General features: G+C 31.2%; 27 protein-coding genes. 13 read left to right on the plus strand and 14 right to left on the minus strand.

Features of this window, described 5'->3' with window-relative positions:
- Positions 1-64 precede the first annotated feature (64 nt).
- The 3 genes from C5F47_RS05205 (at position 65) to C5F47_RS05215 (ending at position 2,112) form a co-directional block, all read left to right on the plus strand.
- A complete protein-coding gene (locus tag C5F47_RS05205) occupies positions 65-1,156 on the plus strand; it encodes a formate--phosphoribosylaminoimidazolecarboxamide ligase family protein (protein ID WP_179360057.1) in 1,092 nt (363 codons plus the stop codon).
- Between the two features lie 376 nt (positions 1,157-1,532).
- Positions 1,533-1,673, plus strand: coding sequence for a hypothetical protein (locus C5F47_RS05210; RefSeq protein ID WP_179360058.1), 141 nt, complete (start codon positions 1,533-1,535; stop codon positions 1,671-1,673).
- A gap of 178 nt (positions 1,674-1,851) precedes the next feature.
- Positions 1,852-2,112 carry a hypothetical protein gene (locus C5F47_RS05215; RefSeq protein ID WP_179360059.1) on the plus strand — a complete coding sequence of 87 codons (261 nt, stop codon included), beginning with the start codon at positions 1,852-1,854 and terminating at the stop codon, positions 2,110-2,112.
- A 22-nt stretch (positions 2,113-2,134) separates the two neighbouring features.
- Here the strand turns inward: C5F47_RS05215 and C5F47_RS09670 are convergent, their stop codons facing one another.
- Both C5F47_RS09670 and C5F47_RS05225 read right to left on the minus strand, forming a co-directional pair.
- Entirely contained in the window at positions 2,135-2,560 is a 426-nt protein-coding gene (locus C5F47_RS09670) for a hypothetical protein (RefSeq protein ID WP_246271036.1), read from the minus strand.
- A 161-nt stretch (positions 2,561-2,721) separates the two neighbouring features.
- Positions 2,722-3,114: a hypothetical protein gene (locus C5F47_RS05225; RefSeq protein ID WP_179360060.1), complete on the minus strand. Its 393-nt coding sequence runs from the start codon at positions 3,112-3,114 to the stop codon at positions 2,722-2,724.
- A 36-nt stretch (positions 3,115-3,150) separates the two neighbouring features.
- Here C5F47_RS05225 and C5F47_RS05230 point away from each other — a divergent pair, with 36 nt between their 5' ends.
- Positions 3,151-3,357 carry a hypothetical protein gene (locus tag C5F47_RS05230; protein ID WP_179360061.1) on the plus strand — a complete coding sequence of 69 codons (207 nt, stop codon included), beginning with the start codon at positions 3,151-3,153 and terminating at the stop codon, positions 3,355-3,357.
- Here the strand turns inward: C5F47_RS05230 and C5F47_RS05235 are convergent, their stop codons facing one another.
- Together C5F47_RS05235 and C5F47_RS05240 are read right to left on the minus strand one after the other, a co-directional pair.
- Positions 3,358-3,576: a hypothetical protein gene (locus C5F47_RS05235; RefSeq protein WP_179360062.1), complete on the minus strand. Its 219-nt coding sequence runs from the start codon at positions 3,574-3,576 to the stop codon at positions 3,358-3,360.
- A 60-nt stretch (positions 3,577-3,636) separates the two neighbouring features.
- Positions 3,637-4,065, minus strand: a complete 429-nt coding sequence (locus C5F47_RS05240; protein WP_179360063.1) for a bifunctional nuclease family protein — start codon at positions 4,063-4,065, stop codon at positions 3,637-3,639.
- A 150-nt stretch (positions 4,066-4,215) separates the two neighbouring features.
- On the opposite strand from C5F47_RS05240, the gene C5F47_RS05245 reads away from it, so the two are divergent.
- Together C5F47_RS05245 and C5F47_RS05250 are read left to right on the plus strand one after the other, a co-directional pair.
- On the plus strand, positions 4,216-6,054 hold the full coding sequence (locus C5F47_RS05245) for a potassium transporter TrkG (RefSeq protein WP_179360064.1): 1,839 nt from the start codon (positions 4,216-4,218) through the stop codon (positions 6,052-6,054).
- 289 nt (positions 6,055-6,343) lie between these two features.
- Positions 6,344-7,171, plus strand: a complete 828-nt coding sequence (locus tag C5F47_RS05250) for a hypothetical protein (protein WP_179360065.1) — start codon at positions 6,344-6,346, stop codon at positions 7,169-7,171.
- Here C5F47_RS05250 and C5F47_RS05255 read toward each other — a convergent pair.
- Positions 7,168-7,416, minus strand: a complete 249-nt coding sequence (locus C5F47_RS05255) for a hypothetical protein (RefSeq protein ID WP_179360066.1) — start codon at positions 7,414-7,416, stop codon at positions 7,168-7,170. The two genes, C5F47_RS05250 and C5F47_RS05255, sit on opposite strands and share 4 nt — an antisense overlap.
- A gap of 77 nt (positions 7,417-7,493) precedes the next feature.
- Between C5F47_RS05255 and C5F47_RS05260 the strand changes: the two genes are divergently transcribed.
- Both C5F47_RS05260 and C5F47_RS05265 read left to right on the plus strand, forming a co-directional pair.
- Positions 7,494-7,727: a hypothetical protein gene (locus C5F47_RS05260; protein ID WP_179360067.1), complete on the plus strand. Its 234-nt coding sequence runs from the start codon at positions 7,494-7,496 to the stop codon at positions 7,725-7,727.
- A 16-nt stretch (positions 7,728-7,743) separates the two neighbouring features.
- Positions 7,744-8,310 carry a hypothetical protein gene (locus tag C5F47_RS05265; protein ID WP_179360068.1) on the plus strand — a complete coding sequence of 189 codons (567 nt, stop codon included), beginning with the start codon at positions 7,744-7,746 and terminating at the stop codon, positions 8,308-8,310.
- Here the strand turns inward: C5F47_RS05265 and C5F47_RS05270 are convergent.
- The gene (locus C5F47_RS05270; RefSeq protein ID WP_179360069.1) at positions 8,307-8,579 is read right to left on the minus strand and encodes a DUF5615 family PIN-like protein; all 273 of its coding nucleotides are present in this window, start codon (positions 8,577-8,579) and stop codon (positions 8,307-8,309) included. The genes C5F47_RS05265 and C5F47_RS05270 overlap by 4 nt on opposite strands.
- 83 nt (positions 8,580-8,662) lie before the next feature.
- On the opposite strand from C5F47_RS05270, the gene C5F47_RS05275 reads away from it, so the two are divergent.
- The gene (locus tag C5F47_RS05275; protein WP_179360070.1) at positions 8,663-8,896 is read left to right on the plus strand and encodes a hypothetical protein; all 234 of its coding nucleotides are present in this window, start codon (positions 8,663-8,665) and stop codon (positions 8,894-8,896) included.
- Positions 8,880-9,086, plus strand: a complete 207-nt coding sequence (locus C5F47_RS05280; RefSeq protein WP_179360071.1) for a hypothetical protein — start codon at positions 8,880-8,882, stop codon at positions 9,084-9,086. Before C5F47_RS05275 ends, C5F47_RS05280 begins: the two co-directional genes overlap by 17 nt.
- On the opposite strand, the gene C5F47_RS05285 is transcribed toward C5F47_RS05280, so the two are convergent.
- Both C5F47_RS05285 and C5F47_RS05290 read right to left on the minus strand, forming a co-directional pair.
- Positions 9,083-9,436: a hypothetical protein gene (locus tag C5F47_RS05285; RefSeq protein WP_179360072.1), complete on the minus strand. Its 354-nt coding sequence runs from the start codon at positions 9,434-9,436 to the stop codon at positions 9,083-9,085. The genes C5F47_RS05280 and C5F47_RS05285 overlap by 4 nt on opposite strands.
- A gap of 24 nt (positions 9,437-9,460) precedes the next feature.
- Positions 9,461-9,835, minus strand: coding sequence for a DUF6659 family protein (locus C5F47_RS05290; RefSeq protein WP_179360073.1), 375 nt, complete (start codon positions 9,833-9,835; stop codon positions 9,461-9,463).
- Between the two features lie 95 nt (positions 9,836-9,930).
- Between C5F47_RS05290 and C5F47_RS05295 the strand changes: the two genes are divergently transcribed.
- Positions 9,931-10,539, plus strand: a complete 609-nt coding sequence (locus C5F47_RS05295) for an O-methyltransferase (protein WP_179360074.1) — start codon at positions 9,931-9,933, stop codon at positions 10,537-10,539.
- Here C5F47_RS05295 and C5F47_RS05300 read toward each other — a convergent pair whose 3' ends face one another.
- Positions 10,540-12,012 (minus strand): coiled-coil domain-containing protein, encoded by a 1,473-nt coding sequence (locus C5F47_RS05300; RefSeq protein WP_179360075.1) that lies wholly within the window; start codon positions 12,010-12,012, stop codon positions 10,540-10,542.
- Positions 12,013-12,149: 137 nt separating this feature from the next.
- Complete coding sequence (locus C5F47_RS05305; protein WP_246271037.1) at positions 12,150-12,959, minus strand: plastocyanin/azurin family copper-binding protein; 810 nt, start codon at positions 12,957-12,959, stop codon at positions 12,150-12,152.
- A gap of 94 nt (positions 12,960-13,053) precedes the next feature.
- Between C5F47_RS05305 and C5F47_RS05310 the strand changes: the two genes are divergently transcribed.
- Positions 13,054-13,278, plus strand: coding sequence for a hypothetical protein (locus C5F47_RS05310; RefSeq protein ID WP_179360076.1), 225 nt, complete (start codon positions 13,054-13,056; stop codon positions 13,276-13,278).
- On the opposite strand, the gene C5F47_RS05315 is transcribed toward C5F47_RS05310, so the two are convergent.
- Positions 13,275-13,466, minus strand: a complete 192-nt coding sequence (locus tag C5F47_RS05315) for a hypothetical protein (RefSeq protein ID WP_179360077.1) — start codon at positions 13,464-13,466, stop codon at positions 13,275-13,277. The two genes, C5F47_RS05310 and C5F47_RS05315, sit on opposite strands and share 4 nt — an antisense overlap.
- 101 nt (positions 13,467-13,567) lie before the next feature.
- On the opposite strand from C5F47_RS05315, the gene C5F47_RS05320 reads away from it, so the two are divergent.
- The gene (locus C5F47_RS05320) at positions 13,568-13,993 is read left to right on the plus strand and encodes a hypothetical protein (RefSeq protein ID WP_179360078.1); all 426 of its coding nucleotides are present in this window, start codon (positions 13,568-13,570) and stop codon (positions 13,991-13,993) included.
- A 2-nt stretch (positions 13,994-13,995) separates the two neighbouring features.
- On the opposite strand, the gene C5F47_RS05325 is transcribed toward C5F47_RS05320, so the two are convergent.
- Genes C5F47_RS05325 through C5F47_RS05335 form a run of 3 tightly spaced genes read right to left on the minus strand, consistent with a single transcriptional unit; the run spans position 13,996 to position 15,071 of the window.
- Positions 13,996-14,226: a hypothetical protein gene (locus tag C5F47_RS05325; RefSeq protein WP_179360079.1), complete on the minus strand. Its 231-nt coding sequence runs from the start codon at positions 14,224-14,226 to the stop codon at positions 13,996-13,998.
- Positions 14,223-14,450 (minus strand): hypothetical protein, encoded by a 228-nt coding sequence (locus tag C5F47_RS05330; protein WP_179360080.1) that lies wholly within the window; start codon positions 14,448-14,450, stop codon positions 14,223-14,225. The genes C5F47_RS05325 and C5F47_RS05330 overlap by 4 nt, the downstream gene beginning before the upstream one ends.
- Positions 14,451-14,507: 57 nt before the next feature.
- Positions 14,508-15,071 (minus strand): hypothetical protein, encoded by a 564-nt coding sequence (locus C5F47_RS05335; RefSeq protein WP_179360081.1) that lies wholly within the window; start codon positions 15,069-15,071, stop codon positions 14,508-14,510.
- Between the last annotated feature and the right edge of the window lie 39 nt (positions 15,072-15,110).

A 15,110-nucleotide genomic window follows, 5' to 3' on the forward strand; every position in this document is an offset into this window, starting at 1 on the left:
TTGATTGCACCCGATCTAATTTTTCAAAAATTAGCTATATTAGATCCCAATATCTAGGCATAATGTGATTAAGAGTTCTGAGATCAAAAAGATAGTCAACGATTATTCTGATGTGAAAATCGGAGTTCTTGGTAGTCACTCTGCACTTGAAATTATGGATGGTGCAAAAGATGAAGATTTCCAAACCAGAGTCTTTTGTCAAAAAGGACGAGAAGGACCTTACCAAAGATTTGGCAGAATTGCTGATGAGATTACAGTACTTGATAAATTCAAGGATATGGCATCAGCAAAATATCAAAAAGAATTACGAGATTCAAATACAATCATAGTCCCACATAGATCACTTACAGTCTATTTAGGTTACAAAACAATTGAGAACTCGTTCAAAGTTCCAATATTTGGAAATAGAAAACTATTCCAAGCTGAGGAAAGAACGGCAAAAAAAGGTCAATACTATCTTTTAGAAAAAGCCAGAATAAAATATCCCAAATTATTCAAGGATCCTAAACGAATCAACAAGCCATGTATTGTCAAAGTACAAGAAAAAAAGAGACCATTAGAAAGAGCATTCTTTACAGTTTCATCTCACAAAGATTATGTACAAAAATCTGAAGAGAAAATAAAACAAGGGGTAATTGCCAGAAAAGATCTTCAGCAAGCAAGTATTGAAGAATTAGCAATTGGAACATACATGAATTTTAATTTCTTCCACACACCAATTTCAAACCAAGTAGATTTTATTGGGATTGAAAGAAGATTACAAACTAACATCCATGATTACAATGCACTTCCAGCAAGGGAACAATTGGAAATAGATATTGATTTACAAAATATTGAAGTAGGTCACACACCGGCCAGCATACGAGAGTCACTACTTGAAAAAGTACTCAGAATGGGAGACAAATTTGTTGCAGCAGTCAAAAAAGAATACGCCCCAGGAATCATAGGGCCATTTTCACTACAAAGTGTAATTACAAAAGATTTGGAATTAATCGTATATGATGTCTCATTAAGAGTTCCAGGGAATCCAATTGTAGCTACAACTAGCCCATACACAAAATATCAATATGGACAAACATTTGGAGTCGGCAGAAGAATTGCCATGGAGATTAAACGAGCTCAAGAAGAAGACAGACTCGATGAAATAGTTACATAGACAATTTTTAAAATATACTAAAACCAATTTTGAAAAAATACATCAATTTTACAAAAGAAATGAAAAGGCGCAAACCCCTAACTGCAGAACTATGAGAGATTCCCTCTCGTGGTCAAACGTCTAAACGTTTGATTGCCTTGTTTGTTCTGCGGGGCAGCGCAATCTAATCGCCAGATTTTATAACTAACGACATCAATTAGTATAAGACAAATAACTATTTAACATTTAGTATGAATTATTTCAAGAAATATTTCAATATATTGTAAATTATAATCTACCTTAACTAAATAACATTTCTGTCTTTTAAACATGAAAGGAATTACCACTAGCAGAAAAAAGATGCCTTGTATTAATACAGAAAAATGAAAATTTGTTCATGGCAAGAAGAGTCACCATAATGATTGAAAATGATTTGGACAAAAAAATCAGAGCATATCAAGCAAAAAAAATTCAAAAAGAGAATGCCACATTTAGTTATTCCAAAACAGTCAATGAATTACTAAGAAAAGCAATCTAACATGCCCAAAAATTTATTTTTGAGAAATACTACAAAATAGTGTTAATTGGTTAGTGTGGGAATATACTGAATACCACTCGTTCTAATTTTGAATGATTAAAACGGTTTGACATTCAAAATGGAATGCTGATACCAATTAACAATATCATTCTTTAGAGGCTTGTCTTAACAATGAACCATGGGCAGGACGATATTCATCAAAGAAATTATCACCATTCTAAAGGAGCCAAGATTATGCCCCACATGTCAAAAAGAAGACAGACTGGAAAAAGACATAGTTAGAGAAGAAAGATCCAGCGGCAAAACAATTCTTTGTTCAAGATGTGAGGCATTAATTGTGATAACAAATCATAATCTTAGTCAAGTGGATTTGTCATCAACTAAAGATGATACAATTATGTTAAAAGAACCGCATTTGATCAGAAAGGTAGGTTACTGATCATCATTATTTCAAAGTAAAATCATTTCTTTGATTTTGAAATGGGTTTTCTTGTAGTTTTGTTTGTGGAATCTTTTTTGTAAATTCGTTTCTTTGTAGCTGATTTCTCTGAAATTGGTTTCTTTGAGAATTGCACATCGAATAATCGTTTGTTAATTTTATTTTCTTTGCTATCAGGAGCTAATCTTGTAGATAACAAGCCTTTTTTATCTTCTAACAACATAGCGATAATGCGAGGTCTAATGTATCTAGCAACTTCCCATTCTTTCAAACCAGCATTTCGGCATTCTTCTTTGATTATTAGACCAGCTAAACCATGACTCCAAATGTGACGTTTGGTATCATATACTTCAATGACTTTACCATGTTTAGTGATTTTGATTGCCCCATGACATCTTTGAATTATTTGTTCAGATACTCGTTGATAGATTTTTTCAAAATTTGCCAATACTGTAGTGAAAATCAATCATGAGAAAAACGTTCTCATTTTTCATATGGAATGAAAATATATCCTAGAGAATATGAGTAAAAATGCTGATGATTATTCAACCTTCTAAGCTATACTGATAGATGATGAATTTGCCGAATTATGAAGCGTGTTTTATTTAATCATATTTGACGTTCGCTGACATTTATCGTCATAGATAATGGTGGTGATAACGCTGAAGGATTGTCAATACTTTCCCAAACATATACCTGAATTTGATATGTTCCAGGTTCAGTAGGTATCCAGGATTGTGTAGGAGAAAATGACTGTCTAGGAGATAACGAGCCAGTCAGCCAAGATAAAGAAATTACAACATTGTCATCATTTCTCACCTGAGTGATATATGCAAAAGTTTGCTGTGTGTCTTGATTGTTTGAAATATCAGCCATTATCATGATTTGTTCATCAACAAAATGGATTTTATCTTCTGATGTAGTTTGTGCAGTTATGGGAGCCGCATATGCCATGCCCATTCCAGATATAATGACAAGTAAAGAAAGTAGTAGAATTTTCATAACCAGTATTATTAGGATGTCTATTTAATCTAGCTAATGGGCGATGAACTACCTGAAAATTTTCCAGAATTTTCAATAATGTACAAGACACTAACAAAACAAATCAAAATTCTCCAAGAATCATTAGAAGGAAAACAGGGCAAAGAAAAAGAAGAGATTCGATTAAAAATTCGTAACTATGAATTAGAAATTATAAAAATAAAGAAAAAATTTCCAGACAATTTTTTTGAAGAATTAAGTTGATTATTCATGTGCGTGGTCATGGCCACAATCACAAGAATGATCATCACCTTTCATAGACATTAATTTTTGAACCATCTCATCACGAATTTTCAATAAATCTCCAACCTGCTCTTTCATAGATATTGAATCCCAATTTCCCTGATGTAGTTCTCTTACAACATCAATAATTTCAAGGTCAACATTGAGTAAATTATCCATTAGTTGCTCTTGTTCATTCATGAAATTTCACCATCACACTAGAAGAAAAACCATTCGAATTAAAAATAGTCAAATGTATAACTATTCTGCCTCTACACTTTCTTTGAGAAGATTTTTCCTAACAAGGATTGGAATTTTGTAAAATGCCCCCAAAGCCATTGCATCAGATGCACGATAATTTCTCAAAACAAGGTCAGTTTTACCTGTAAAGTATAGATTTGCACGTAACACCTCACCGCTTTCATAAATTTTCACTTTGACCAATACCAGTTCGCTTTGCTCACAAATCTCTTCAATCATTTTGTAAATTGACGGAGGTGCCTCACCTTGAGTTTCACTAAAACTTGAGATGTGTTTTGCAACTTCACCAGAAAATGCACGCATATGGAATTCTTTTCCATTATCTGCCTTTAGAACAACCATTCCTTCAACAGCGTAAGGATCAACAAATCCGACATAATTGATTTTTACAGAGTCATAATCAGGCTCTTGTGCTTGATCGATTTCCATTGTATTACGCATAAACTTCCTCTTTAGTGCTTATAAAGATAGCAAAAATTACAGATCAATATCTGTAAAATAAAAGGGTAAATTATTTTTAGACGATCAAGATTCACGCGTAACCCCAAATTATTTAAAATCCCCAACTAAGGTAGCTTCATGTCAACAAATCCAGAACGTGCTGTATCATATGTTCTAAACAAGTATGTTACAAACTACATGGACAAAGACGTTCTGATACTTGGAAAAAATACACAAACAAGAGAAGCTGCAAGAATGTTACGTCACTATGAGACAGACGACATCATAGTTACAGATGAAAATAATCTCCCTGTAGGAATTGTTACAGACGAAGATATTCTAAGTAAAGTAAGTGATGTTACAGTGTACGCAGAAGCTACAACATTAAAAGACATTATGAGTGCCCCATTAATTACAATAAATGAAAAATCAACTTTACAAGATGCTTTACACATAATGAGAGATAACAATATTAGAAAACTTCCAGTAATCTCAAAGAAAAATCAAGTCGTTGGGATGATTTTCCAAACAGTGATTGCAAATGTAATCAGAGATGCAACAGCTACTGCTCCTCGTCTTCTCAGTCCACCAGTAAAAGCGGTTTTAGGTAATCTGGGATTTGTGTTACAATTTGCAGGAGTGCTACTTTTGGTACCAGCAATTGTTGCAACAGTGTTAGAAGATACACTAACTGCTACTGGAATTTACCTTACTACGGTTCTTTTACTCGTTACTGGATTTTTCCTCAATTCTTATGGTGAAAAATCTAGTCTAAATCTCCAACAGGCGTCAATTTTGGTATTTTCAAGCCTGTTTTTGCTGTCATTATTTGGAACAGTTCCATATCTGTATGTATTTCCAAGTGATGAAACAAGTTTCGAGGTATTTGGTAATGCATTCTTTTCAAGTGCTGCAGGATTTACCACAGGAGGAATATCATTATTTGATGAACCTGAAGAACTAACTCGGAGTTTCACATTTTTCCGAAGTTATACCCAACTAGTGGGAGGAATGAGTTTCATTTATCTGGTAATTACCGCATTTTATCCAGAATCAAAATTACAATCAATGCGTGGTTTTATTTCTGGAAGAACATTACACATGAAAGAATTATTCTTAACCATTACAGTCATCTTTGCAATCTACATTGTCATTGTAGCATTTCTGCTACACATATTTGGAGAAGGAGATATCATAGATATTTTCTCGTTATCTATGATAGATAATTTTTCATTGGCAATGAGTACATTAGCAACTGGTGGATTTACACCAACATCAACAATTTTAGATGATTTGGTATGGCAAGAACACATCATCTTAATGGGTGCAATGATTCTAGGAGCATTACCATTTACGTTCCATTATGCATTTGTAAGAAAAAAATTCCTATCGCCAAAACTTGGAAAAGAAGTTTTAACATATTTTGCAATTTTAGGAAGTGCAACTGTTTTGTTCTTAGGAGTAAGCGGATTAGATCCAATGCAGAGTGCATTTTATTCAGTATCAGCAAGCACTACAGCAGGACTTCAAATCGATAGTCTTGCGGGATTAAACGGTGGTGCACATACAATCTTGATAATTCTAATGTTCATTGGAGGATGTGGATTTTCAACAACAGGAGGTTTGAAAATATTCAGACTATTCCATCTAAAAGATCTTAAATCTTTACTTAGTAAAGCAAGAAGAGCAGAACTATCATCACAATCAAAAAAAGAGATAATTTCAACTCTTATCATCATAGCACTATTTCCCACAATTTCAGCAATCACAGGGGTACATCTAGCAGCAATAGAAGATGTTCCATTTCAAGATGCATTTTTTGAAGCAGCTGGCGTCATTACCACAGGAGGGCTCTCTGCAGGAGTGATTGATTTTGATACAGATCCTGCAACAAAGATTGTTTTGGGATTCTTGATGATTTTTGGAAGATTGGAGATAATTGCAATCATCTACATCTTTGTTCCTAGACTAAGCTAAAATTGTGCCATTTTTCAAATCAATATTTCATTTTAGGAACAGGTTTTGAGGCTAAAATTGTGTAACAGATCTAACTGACGTATGCTTATCAATACAATTTACTACAGATAGTACATGAGCATTCTAGAAGAAACAAGTCAGGATTTTGTATTTTTACAGGATATGACAAAACATGTCTTAAAAGAAATCAAAGAGTCTCTCAATACTCAATAAGCCATTAAAGTATAGACAAAATCATCATCAAATCCATTAGAATAGAATTTAATGTCGTAGTAAAAAATTCCAAATTGTGGAAACTAGCGTCAATAAAAGCACCAATCAAGGAAAAAAATTAATCATTTTAGGATTTGGCACTATAGCAGTTTTATTTTTGATGTATGGACGATATCAAGATCCTGAACTTTTGACTCCAAGTGCAATTGATTCAATTCAAAGAATTGCTTATGGGTTTTACATTGTTTTACTAGCATCATTTGGAGCCATTGCATTTGGAATCTACAGGTATCATAGAGAAAAAGTTGAAAACAAAGGTAAAGATCTTTCTACAATTATTGCACTTACAACATGGAATTCTAAATCAAGGAAAATATTTGTTGCAACATTTATCGGATATGGGATATTCTTTTCCCTAATTTCTGGAACTCTAGTGTATCAACCAGAAGTAGATTTTTCATATCATTATGGGGCTAAAATTCCATCAGGATTTGTAGCTCCATGTTGTGATGGACCAGGATACATGCCTCAAATAATTATTTATCTTACAGAACACATAGGATTGAATGTAATTCCAGTTAACTTGGTGTTACAAGTAATTGTATCATATTTGGTAGGATTAAACGCAGCAATTGCAGTAAACGCATATACAATTTCTAAAAAAGGCAGAGGAGCAAGCAGTATAGGGGCTGCAGCTGGTTTATTCATTGCTTGTCCTACATGTGCTGGAACATTTTTGTCAGTGTTTATCGGAACAGCAAGTGGAATTGCATTATCAATTGCACTAACACAATTACAGACATTTTTTATTGCCATATCAATTCCAGTTCTACTCATTACACCATACATCATGGCAAAGAAATTAAGAAATGATGATGGCAGTTGTAAAATTAGCCCAAGTTAAAATTTTTTTACTTCAGGTATTTTGTGATTCCCAATGTCATAACCATCACGACGTAAAAATTTGAGCGTGAGTTTGTAAACAATTTCATCATGATCGACTTTTTCTAAAATTTCACTCCATAGAACCTTGCCATTATCTTCAATGTGTTTTTTAAAATCAGGGTTCAGGGATTCTGCCATGTCTCTGCATTGATCAAAGGTTTTTCCATTTTTGTAAGCACGTACACGCCTATCACAACTATCCATAGGACTATTTTATCAAAATTGTAAATAAACTTAGATTGAAGGATTTCAAACAAATACTAGGATACAGTGTATAAAACATGGCAATCAAATCTACTGAAGAGTACATTGATTTTTTCACAAATTTGAATATGGGGGAAAATGTCCCACTGTTAAGTTTTGTAAATAATGAAAGAATGGTATTAAAACAAAAATTAGAATACAAAAACTTGGAAAAAGAACCCATACAAAAGGGGATTGGAATTCTAGAAGACCTAGTAACAGAGATTAATGAGATTGGAGAGAAAGCAGTACTAGAAAAATATCAAAAATAAAATCTAGGAGAAAATTATGGATAAAAATTCAGAAATTATTAAAACAGAAATTATCAGAGTATTAAATGAAAACGGGAAAATCAGGGGGACAGAATTAGCAAAAAGAGTAATAGAAAAAGTAGGTAATGAAAAAATTGTCTATAGGGAAATTAGTGCTCTAGTTGAAGCAGGAGAGATTGACAAAAAAGTACACAGTAGATCACATATTGAATACGAGTTGATCAACTTGTCTGAATCAGTAAACAGTCAACTCAAAAATTTACATAAAGAAGTAGAAATGATATATGAAGAAATATCAAATTTTGAAAAAATGGTCAAAGAAGAGAAATTCTCATTTCATGAAAGACTACGCTCAATAATTCATCAAATACACATCATTCAATCAACTGATGGAATAATGAAATTATTATCATATTATCCTGCATTTAGAAAAGACCAAATGTATTCTCAAATAACTAGAAAAATCAATGATTGTTGGGAATCAATTATGAATAGTATCATGCATCAAGAAGAGGGGGATTTTCTCAATGAAGTTCTCGCAAATTTGAGAATAGCACAAATAGATTCAAAGAATGTAAACTAGGAATTTTTTAGTTTCTCTAAAACAATCTTAAAAATTTCATCATTATCTAATAATATGTATGGAAGATCATTTTCCTCACATGCTTGACCACTTTCAGTATCACGAGTAACTAATACCATATTGTGTTCTTTAGCATAGTTAATCACAGAATAGTCTGTTCGTAACTTGTGTCCATCACTCCGGAGCTTTTTAACACTGTAAGCATCATATCCTAATTCTTTGAGTTTCTCATCCCATCCATCATCCATTTCATCAATTAAGATTTTCATGAAATACAATGACATAATTTCAATATTAGTGTAAACTGATAATCAATGATCAAGTACTTATTTTCAACAGATAATGAAAAATCATGGATGTAAAAGACGAAGATACTTCAGAGGAATCAAAGAAAAACCACATCTCATATTACAAATCACTAACTAAAGTAATTTCACAAATAGAAGCTGAAAAAAAGGAAGAAGGAGAACCTGCAATTCTTAGTCATTTAGATAATAGAATTGACGCCATGGAGAAAGATAAAAAAAGAATAAGAGACATGTTTCCAGATATTACAGAAGAGGAATGGAATGACCACACCAACTGAGAAAAACCACAATAAACATCTAGATTTGCTTCATGACTACAAAATTCACCTAGTCAAATACATCGAAGAATTAGAAAGAATGGATAAACAATCAGAATTTGCCAAAGAATGGAATCAGTCCACAATTAAAGAAAGAAAACAAGAAATTCAAGTAATTGATAAAATATTGAAAAATCTAATTCGATTTTAATTGTGATTTTTTTGAGTCAAATCATATAATGCATTACAAAATTTATCCATGTGTTCTGAAGAAACACCATCAAACCATGCAAGTTCTTTATCGATACTAAAACCTTGAAAATCATAATTTTTATTTGATTTGACATAATTAATTTCATCATCAATCATTTTTTGAACTTGTTTTTGATCATTTTCTAAGAAATTATAATCACATGTCATCAAATCTATTTGAACAAAGTAGTTCTGATGTATTAGATTAATTTTTGCTTTGATGAAAGGCTTGTTTTGTTGCTGACATTCGCGGTAATGTTTGTCAAACTCAAACATCTTAGAGTCGCCAAGATATTTGTGAAATGTCATGTATTAAAAAATCCGCTATTAACTTTAAAGGTCTGCAGTAATTTTTTTGATTTTTGTAATTAGTCTAATTTTAGTATTAATTGGCATTTCAGGTTCCATGGTAAAATATACAATATTTCTTTTTGTGTAAATTACCATTTGAGAAACTTTTTCTCTTTCAACATGCACATATCTGACTTTGCCAAGTGATCTATCAAACTCTTTTCTCATTGCACGTCTTTGTGCAACTTGTTTACAGAAATGTTCTTCTTCTTTTTGAGATTTAAGATTGGTTTTACCTGCATTCATAATGGCTTCTCTAATATTTCCTTTAGAATCAATAATTGCGGCAAATCTCATTTTAGAATCTAGTTTGAGAATCTTCTGTACCACATCAAGTAGATCGATTTTTTTTACCATGAACAATATTGAAAAATTATTCACTAAATATAAGCTATCAAATATTGAAACAAAATAAAGAGACATTATTAAATCTCAAAATTTATTGTTAAAAAATGAACAAAATAATTTCAAATGTTCTCAATGAATTAGAAATTCAGTCAAACTTAGAAAAAAATAGAATGGTAGATATCAATCCAGAAGACAGAATGTTAGCAATTACTAAAGAAACAGGAGAGTTACTAAATATGATTTTACGCCTCAAGAATGCAAAAAATATGCTTGAAATCGGGATGTCAGTAGGGTATTCAACAATTTGGTGTGCTGAGGCCATATTGGAAAATTCAGGAAAAATTACTACAATTGAAAGAAATCGCAATAAAATTGAAAGGGCCCGAAAAAATTTTCAGAAAGCTAACGTGGGAAAAGCTATTGACATTAAGGAAGGAAACGCAATGGAGATTCTAAAGAACATTAGGAATAAAAAAGAGAATTTTGATCTGGTGTTAATTGATGCAGATAAAGAAAATACAAAAAAATATTTTGATTTAATTCTTCCCATGGTCCCAGTAGGAGGAGTCATTATAACTGACAACATGTTATATCCAGAAAAATACAGGGAAGATATGAAAAAATTTTCAGATTATATTAAAAAGAACGATAGTCTCAGAACAATTACATCCCCAATAGGATTTGGGGAAGAAATAACAATTAAAATTAGATAATTATTTCTTATTGACAGTCTTTTTATTTGTTGATTTTTTAATAGGTTTTTTTGAAGATATTTTTTTAGTAATGGATTTTAGTTTTTTATCTTTTTCAGCAATCTTCTTTTTTAATTTCTGCTGTTTTTCTTTTAATTTTTGATTTTTATTTTTTATTTGAATTTCAATTTTCTCACGTTGTTTTTTTAACAAATCATATGTTTTTTCTTCTTTTTTGAGTTGTTTAGTTAACTCTGTTTGAGATTTCAATTTTGCTTTTTCCTCAACAGTCTTTTTGGTAATTAATTCTTTTTCAGCTGCAATTGTATTGATTAATTTCAATCTATCTTCTTTTGCTTTTATCAAATCTTTTTCTTGTGATTTTATCAATTTTTTGAGTTTTTCAGATTCTGCAAATTTTGCTTTTTCTTCATTTACTTGGGAAACAATATCATCAAAATCCTGCTTTGTTTTTTCTAATTCCTTCTGCTTAGACGCAATTTCATGAGCAATCTGTGCCTGTTCTACCAACCTAGATTTTTGCTCAGAGGCCATTTTTGCCAATAAATCTTGCTCACGAGCAACCTGTTTTTCAATTTTTTCTTGTTCTAATTGAGCTTGAACAAGTTGTCTTTTTTGTGAGAGTAAATCTTTTGAAATTTTTGCTTTTTCAGCAACAATTTTTTTAATTATAGATGTTCTTTCTTTTTTTACTTTGTCAAGTTCTTCTTTTTGGATTATAATTTCATTTGAAAGTTTTGTTTGAGTTTCAATTTTAATTCGTTCTTCTTTAATTTGGGATTCAAGTAAAGATTTTTGTTGAGTGATTTTTTGTTCGTTTTCTTTTCTATGAGAAATTAATTGAGACAAGTTAGAACGTTGTAGATTAATTTCTTGATTAATTTTTTCTTGAGTTTTAATTTTCTTTTCTTCTTCAGATATATTTTTAGTGATTTTTTCTAATTCTTCAGGTTTATCTTCAGGAGACCAACCTTTTGGCATACTTCCTTTAACTTTAAGAGATGTTTTGATTTCTTCAATAATTTGTGTAGGTTTTGGAGGAATTATTTCGGGTTTAGGTTTAGGTGATTCTGTTTTAAGTGTAGTTTTTGGAAGAGTGATTTTTAGAGTGTCTGTAATTTCAATTGAATTTAGTTTTGATTCCAAATAAACAGAATCTGAATGATATAATGGCTTATTATTTTGAATTGTATCATAGATGTATTGTAATCTGCCAGGATCACCATTGCCACTGTCAATTAATTCTTTAATTTTTGGTAAAAGTTCATTTTCTTCTATAGGTTCATCTTTTACAGAAAAGGAAGAATTTAATTTAGTTTCAAGATAAACTTTGTCAGAGTGATATAATGGCTTATTATTTTTTAAGAATTCTAAAATGTGATATAATCGTCCCGCATCACCATTGCCACTGTCAATTAGTGCATCAACTTGTTCAATAGTTTGAGATAATGAGAGATGTTGTAATTGAGTCACCTTGCTACAGTTAATTTTTGATTGAATCTAGTAAAAATAACTTTTCAAAAAGAATTCACACAAAAATGAATTTTAGGTGATTAAGATTATGAATGAAATACTTGATTTGTAGAGAGATTCGGAGGCTAAATCTGGACTTAGAACTTGATTTTTGATTTTTGGCTTAGAATAAGCATGGAAATTATTGACGTTACAAGGATCATCATACTTAATGACCCAAATTCAGGAACAACAGAAGTTCCAATAATTGTTAGCAGTTCGGAATCAGGTTCTAATGAGACATACAATATGTTAAGATCACCATCTTTTGTTTGCTCAAAATTAGAAATTTTTTCACCGTCAATCCAAATTACAAAATTCCCATCAATTAATTCTGAATGAAGTCTTAATTCTAAATCATGTATATCGGATTGTGCATCACCAATTATTTCAAAACTGATGGATTTTTCATCCTCGTTAATTTCAGGATTTGCCAACAGTCGATTAAAATCATATTCTACATCAAAGTATGTTTCACCATTACCTACTAGTTTTCCAACATTTGGGACAATTGAATATCCTTCAGTTACCAAAATAGTACCATCCATCCAAGGATGAAGAAGACAATAGTAAGGATAATCACCGGTTTCTGTAAATGTATATGAAAAAGATTTTCCAGGACCAAATAAGTTACTATCAAAAATATCATCAGGTCCTTCAGAGACAATTCCAGAAGTTACTGTATGTGCAGCAGAATCAGCATTTTTCCAAATAATAGTATCACCAACTAGAATATCCACATTTCCTGTTGTGCTGCCATCTTTTTCACTTTGCCAGAAGAAGGGAGCATTTGGATTGGCAGCCCCCGTTGGAATATTTACATCATAGGTAGTTTGAGCAAATATTTCTGAGGATAATGGAATTGTAAGTAAAAATGCAATTGCCATGAAAAGAATCATTGTGAACATGCTAAAATTCAACTTCAATTAATTAAAAGGGTTTACAATGAACAGTGAAACGAACATTCTTGTTATTTATTAATTAGAAAAATACAGTTGTTTTATGAAAATGAGTGTAGGCATTGCAATTACAGGGATTGGCATGTTTGTTACAGGTTTGATAATGTTTTACTCTATTGAACTAGGTCAAACAGATCCAGTTCTAAGGTTTATTAAAAATACAGGCACATTTGGAGGCATTAGTGGAATGGGTGTCTTTCTAGCAGGAATTCTACTATACATAATTGGCAAAAATGAGCCACAAATGAAAGAACATGTAGATGTTTAAGCTTGGGATAAAATGTTCTTGTATTCATCTACTGCAATTACAAATTTGCAGCTCTTGCAAAATAGTACTTCCTTGTTTGTTAATGATTTGATTTCAGTTGGTATCATGCCACAATATACTGTATCAACATTACACTGAGGGCAACTAGCTGCAAGTTTTGTCATTCCAAATTCTTTTGTCAGTTGCATAGTATACAGTAAGTTTTTCTAATATATTAAAAATAAGTAGAATTCATACTAGTGGTAAATCAAGAACAAATTATAATACAACTTGAATTACACAATAAGAAATGACTGAAAAAATATGGCTTGGAGGAGTATACCTTAAAGAAGAAGGAGGTTATGAAATTATTTTAAAATCTCTGAATCATTACAAAAATAGATTAAAAACTCTAAACGACAGTCCAGAATTAAAAGAGTCAGCAGCAATGTTTGCATCAGTTTTGAATCAACAAGCAAGAAAAACAGTTCCAAAAATCAACGAAGTGATAAAAAAAATCATCGACAATCTTGAAAATAACAAAAATACTGATGAGATATTTGAAGAAAAGTCATTTTTAGAAAAGGCCCTATCATGTTATGAAGCAGACATTCACAAAGCTGAAGATACAGGTTATGAATATTTTGTAAAATTAGTAGGAGACATGTTACAAGCACGAAAAGATCTCAGTACAATCAAAATTGCATTAGATAAAATTAATAATTTTTCAGAGTGATTTTACAGACCTTGCAGATACCAATCAAAATAAGGCGTTAGTGCCTTGCATTGCTTCTTTTTCTCAACCTCATCAGGAGAATCTAAGATTTTCTGAATTTTTCCCTCCAGATATTCAGAAATTAATTCATTTTTAAAATGAGGTTTGATCTGATTTAGAATTTTAAATATTTTTTCAGATGATGAATTCTCAAAATCATCCAAAACAGATTTTATTTCATCTTGTAAAGTCATAATATATCATCATCATCCCACGTTAAACGAAATTTTCCAACTACCCTGAACATGTGAATTTTCCCTCCTTCTTTAAATCGAAGTTTGTAAGATTTGTGAGAAGTATCTTCAATTTCTAAACTTACATCATTTTTGATTGTTTGGAATACTATAGGATTATTGGAAATTTGATTCCATTCATCTTCTTCAAAATCCATGTAAAATTTGGTATACAGCAATCCCATGATTTTACTAAAAAGTAGCTGAATAAATAACTAGATAATTGTACATTTATCAAATAATTAAGGAGTTAAAGACATCATGTTATTCGCAATTGAAGGAAAGATAATCTCAAAGTCATGATCTTTTTTGATTATTTCAAATACTTGATAGATTAATTGTTGTATCATCAAATGTTCATCACGATAAAGGGTTTTTTTAGGATTTTTGATGGAATCTAAAAAAGTAAATCCATTATCTGTAAATATCAAATTTTGCAAAATAGAATTAGCAAGATTGATTTTTTCATCAATGTCTTTATGAGGATAATCAGTGTTTAATCGTTTAATTTGTAATTTTAAATCATGAAATGAATTGTTTGTTTTTTGCTCTATGCGGTGTTGAATTTTTTCATCATAGTTATTTTCAGGCAAATAGAATTTCATATTGCCTTGCTTTTTGACGAAAATAATTTCTTTATCCAATAAAGAATTTCGAGTCTTTTCAAAAGTTGTTTTTGCCATAAATTTTGGAACAATTTTTTTGAGCAGTGCATTATGGTGTAAGTTAGGGTTTTTTTTTATTATTTCAAAAACAATTCGTTCACGCCCATGTACTTCAGAGTTAGGCTGGATTTGACTCACCATATCTAGGTCAACCTATTTGTAATAGGTCAAGTATTAAGG

Origin of the sequence: Nitrosopumilus cobalaminigenes, from assembly GCF_013407145.1 — an archaeon.
In the GTDB taxonomy this organism is placed as follows: Archaea; Thermoproteota; Nitrososphaeria; order Nitrososphaerales; family Nitrosopumilaceae; genus Nitrosopumilus; species Nitrosopumilus cobalaminigenes.